Here is a 4,500-nt window from a genome sequence, read left to right as displayed (position 1 = left end):
CGTCAGTCTTATTTACAACCTCAAAGCAGTGCTTTGAGCAGTCTACGGCTAGCTTCCTAGTTTGCTCTTTGATTTTCATTGAGTGTTAAATTATTTCATTGTTAAAGTATATATTTTTTAGGAGCAGAAAGCAATAAAAAATCGACTAAAAGTGTCTCAGCCGATTAGAAAGGCTCGCTTTGTCCTAGAAAGCATCTTATTTTCTTCATTGAAAAAAGCCTTTCTTTCTGCTATAATCGTATAAAATACTTACTTTAGGAGTTCTTATGAAAGTTGTTAAATTTGGAGGTAGCTCTCTTGCCTCTGCTAGTCAATTAGAAAAAGTTTTAAACATCGTCAAAAGCGATTCAGAGCGTCGTTTTGTAGTCGTTTCTGCGCCTGGTAAACGCAATGCTGAAGATACTAAGGTTACGGATGCCTTGATTAAATACTACCGCGACTATGTTGCTGGTAACGATATTAGCAAGAGCCAAAACTGGATTATCGACCGCTATGCTGCTATGGTTAGTGAACTAGGTCTTAAACCAGCTGTACTAGAAAAAATTTCTAAAAGCATTCGTGCCTTAGCCACTCTTCCTATTGATGAAAATGAATTTCTCTACGATACTTTCCTAGCAGCTGGTGAAAATAACAATGCTAAGTTAATCGCTGCCTACTTTAATCAAAACGGGATCGATGCACGCTATGTGCACCCTAGAGAAGCTGGTATTGTGGTCACAAGTGAACCTGGTCACGCTCGCATCATTCCATCAAGTTATGACAAGATTGAAGAATTGACAAATGCAAATGAAGTCCTTGTCATTCCTGGTTTCTTTGGAGTTACCAAGGAAAATCAAATCTGTACCTTCTCACGTGGAGGATCAGACATTACAGGTTCTATCATTGCTGCCGGTGTTAAGGCCGATCTCTATGAAAACTTTACAGACGTTGATGGTATCTTTGCAGCCCACCCTGGTATTATTCACCAACCACACTCTATCCCAGAGTTGACCTACCGTGAAATGCGTGAGTTGGCCTATGCAGGCTTCTCAGTCCTTCATGACGAAGCCCTTCTACCTGCCTACCGTGGAAAAATTCCTCTGGTTATCAAGAATACCAACAATCCTGATCATCCAGGTACTCGTATCGTTCTAAAACATAGTAGTGATGAATTCCCAGTTGTGGGAATTGCTGGTGACTCTGGCTTTGTCAGCATTAATATGTCTAAATACCTCATGAACCGTGAGGTTGGATTTGGACGCAAAGTTCTTCAAATCCTTGAAGATCTTAACATCGGTTGGGAACATATGCCAACAGGTATCGACGATCTTTCAATCATCCTCCGTTCTCGCGAACTAACTCCTATCAAGGAAGAAGAAATCCTTCGTCAGTTGGTTCAAAAGGCTGAAGTAGACCATGCAGAAATCGAGCACGACCTTTCAATCATTATGATTGTTGGAGAAAAGATGAAGAGCCATATCGGAGTAACTGCTACAGCGACACGTGCTCTATCTGAAAATAAGATCAACATCCAGATGATGTCTCAAGGTTCTAGTGAAGTATCTATTATGTTTGTTGTCCATAAGGACCAAGAGAAAGCAGCTATTAAAGCCCTCTACAATGCCTTTTTCGGTGAAAGTAAGGAAGACTAAGCATGGCCCAATCTCTTAACAAAACAGTGCTTCTCAATACGACAGGCACCTCCTACCTCTCTATAGCTGGGAAAGTTGGGAAATTCCTTGTCGGAGATCAGGCTTTGGAATTTTACCCCGATGTCAATGTTGAACAATTTATCCAGATTCCTTGGAGCCATATCAACCAAATTGGAGCTAATGTCACTGGTCGCAAAATCAGTCGCCACTTCGAAGTCTTTACAGACAGAGGAAAATTCCTCTTTGCTTCAAAAGACTCAGGTGCCATTCTTAAAATTGCTCGCGAAAAACTGGGCAATGACAAGGTCGTCAAACTTCCGACCCTGATTCAAACCATTAGTCAAAAATTTAAAAATCTATTTGCAAAAAAGTAGAAACTTTAGTATAATCATAGCAACGGATAAGTAGGTTATCTTCTTCTTTCAGAAAGTCTGCGGGTGCTGCGAGCAGATAGGAGGGATAGGTGAAATTCTACCGTTAGTAACAATTGCATACACAATCAAGTGCACACCTGTGAAGTTGGATGGAACCGTGGCCCTGCCACTCCAACGCTTTGTCAGGTGTGCTTTTTTTATAAAGGAGTTCTTATGTTAGATATCAAACGTATTCGTACAGACTTTGATGCTGTCGCAGAAAAATTGGCTACACGTGGTGTAGATGCTGCTGTCTTGAATGAGATGAAAGAAATCGATGCCAAACGTCGTGATATTTTAGTCAAGGTTGAAACTCTCAAGGCAGAACGTAACACAGTTTCAGCTGAGATTGCCCAAGCCAAACGCAACAAGGAAAATGCAGATGACAAGATTGCTGCCATGCAAACTCTATCTGCTGAAGTCAAAGCCTTGGATGCTGAATTGGCAGAAATCGATGCTAAATTGACAGAATTTACCACTACTCTTCCAAATATTCCTGCTGACAGCGTTCCTGTTGGGGCTGACGAAGATGACAATGTGGAAGTTCGTCGTTGGGGCACTCCACGCGAGTTCGATTTCGAGCCAAAAGCTCACTGGGATCTTGGTGAAGACCTTGGTATCCTCGACTGGGAACGCGGTGGTAAGGTAACAGGCGCTCGTTTCCTCTTCTATAAAGGTCTCGGTGCTCGTTTGGAACGTGCTATCTATAACTTTATGTTGGATGAACATGGAAAAGAAGGCTATACAGAAGTCATCACGCCTTACATGGTTAACCATGATTCTATGTTTGGGACTGGTCAATATCCAAAATTCAAGGAAGATACTTTTGAACTCAGCGACAGCAATTACGTCCTTATTCCTACAGCTGAAGTTCCTCTGACAAATTACTACCGTGATGAAATTATTGACGGTAAAGACCTACCAATCTACTTTACTGCTATGAGCCCATCATTCCGTTCTGAAGCTGGTTCAGCTGGCCGTGATACTCGTGGCTTGATTCGTTTACACCAATTCCACAAGGTTGAAATGGTTAAATTTGCCAAACCAGAAGAATCTTATGAAGAATTGGAAAAAATGACAGCCAACGCTGAAAACATTCTTCAAAAACTTAACCTTCCATACCGTGTCGTTGCTCTCTCTACAGGAGATATGGGCTTCTCAGCTGCTAAGACTTACGACTTAGAAGTATGGATTCCAGCGCAAAATACCTACCGTGAAATTTCAAGCTGTTCAAACACAGAAGATTTCCAAGCCCGTCGTGCCCAAATTCGTTACCGTGATGAAGCAGATGGTAAGGTGAAACTCCTTCACACCTTGAACGGTTCTGGACTTGCAGTTGGACGTACAGTGGCTGCTATTCTTGAAAACTACCAAAATGAGGATGGTTCTGTGACCATCCCAGAAGTTCTTCGTCCATACATGGGTGGAGCTGAAGTTATCAAACCATAAAAAATAAGGTTTAGCTATTTCTAGCTAGACCTTTTTTCGTAACCAATTCAGATAAGCGCCTAATACAAAGAGCAAAATGATTAGGCAAATAACAGTTTCAGCCACTACCAAATAATCCAAAAATGGAAGTTTCAAGATTCCCTGAGCCATCTTAAGCGAAGTAGCTGTGATAATGGTCGGGAAGGTGAGGGCTGAGAAGGCTGGTTGAAAACCTTGTTTTAAAATATTGGGCAGGCGAGTCAAAACAAAGAAAAAGAAGGATTGGGAAGCCAAGATCATGACAATCAAGAGCCAAGTCGGTAGACTCTCTCCTCCAACTCGAACCAAGGAAGCCAAGAGTAGAGAGAAAGGGGCACAGTAGATCCCTTCTTGTCCAAGCAAGACTAGTGGGAGCGGATGTTTCTTTAAATCGCTATAAATAAGGGGATAGAGATAGAAGGTCAAGAGAAAACCAAAACTCAAGGTCGCATAGGCAATTTCGATGATACCGACAAGAGGATAGGTCAAAGCTGCCACTGCTATCCCAACATAGAGAACCGTCCAGCTAGGAGTCGCATGAACCCTCCGCCCTGGACAAGCAAACTTGATGGTAAAACCAGCAATCAAGGCCAAATCCAAGAGAAATGAAAACCACCAGAGTCCTTGTGCTACCAGAGGAAGATGAGAGAAGACGCGAAAGACATAAGTCGATAAAATCATCCCAGCCATGGGAAAGGTGGCCATTCCTGACAAAAGAGGGGGCTTGGTCAATTCTTGCTTGGTTTCTTTCCAATTAAAGAGATGAAGAATCAGAAAGTAAATCCATAAAACCAAACCTGTCAGACTCAATAGATGGGACAGAACCGGCAACGTATCTAAAATAAGATTTCCAGCTCCTGCTAAACCTAGCAAACAACCAGAAAATACCAAGGGGAGTTTTTTCATCCTAACCTCCAATAATCATGTTAGTTTCAGTATAGCATAAAAGCGCTTAAATTAGGGGATAAAAAATGAAGTCCGATTATTCC

Annotated in this window: 4 protein-coding genes; 3 read left to right on the top strand and 1 reads right to left on the bottom strand. The window is 41.9% G+C overall.

What is annotated here, in order from left to right; genetic code table 11:
• Positions 1-266 precede the first annotated feature (266 nt).
• From HMPREF1048_RS04180 to serS, 3 genes are all read left to right on the top strand, one after another.
• On the top strand, positions 267-1,631 hold the full coding sequence (locus HMPREF1048_RS04180) for an aspartate kinase (RefSeq protein WP_000869661.1): 1,365 nt from the start codon (positions 267-269) through the stop codon (positions 1,629-1,631).
• 2 nt (positions 1,632-1,633) lie between these two features.
• Entirely contained in the window at positions 1,634-2,005 is a 372-nt protein-coding gene (locus HMPREF1048_RS04175) for a DUF956 family protein (RefSeq protein ID WP_000079350.1), read from the top strand.
• A 213-nt stretch (positions 2,006-2,218) separates the two neighbouring features.
• Entirely contained in the window at positions 2,219-3,493 is a 1,275-nt protein-coding gene (gene serS / locus HMPREF1048_RS04170; RefSeq protein ID WP_000884230.1) for a serine--tRNA ligase, read from the top strand.
• Between the two features lie 24 nt (positions 3,494-3,517).
• Here the strand turns inward: serS and HMPREF1048_RS04165 are convergent, their stop codons facing one another.
• On the bottom strand, positions 3,518-4,417 hold the full coding sequence (locus tag HMPREF1048_RS04165) for a TDT family transporter (protein WP_000735978.1): 900 nt from the start codon (positions 4,415-4,417) through the stop codon (positions 3,518-3,520).
• Positions 4,418-4,500: the final 83 nt, after the last annotated feature.

The sequence above is a fragment of the Streptococcus mitis SK575 genome, assembly GCF_000257865.1.
Lineage (GTDB): Bacteria > Bacillota > Bacilli > Lactobacillales > Streptococcaceae > Streptococcus > Streptococcus mitis_CQ.
This window is presented reverse-complemented; position numbering and strand designations above follow the sequence as displayed.

Coding starts and splice junctions, on each gene's coding strand:
- HMPREF1048_RS04180 (WP_000869661.1), top strand. CDS start 267: ATGAAAGTTGTTAAATTTGGAGGTAGCTCTCTTGCCTCTGCTAGTCAA.
- HMPREF1048_RS04165 (WP_000735978.1), bottom strand. CDS start 4,417: ATGAAAAAACTCCCCTTGGTATTTTCTGGTTGTTTGCTAGGTTTAGCA.
- serS (WP_000884230.1), top strand. CDS start 2,219: ATGTTAGATATCAAACGTATTCGTACAGACTTTGATGCTGTCGCAGAA.
- HMPREF1048_RS04175 (WP_000079350.1), top strand. CDS start 1,634: ATGGCCCAATCTCTTAACAAAACAGTGCTTCTCAATACGACAGGCACC.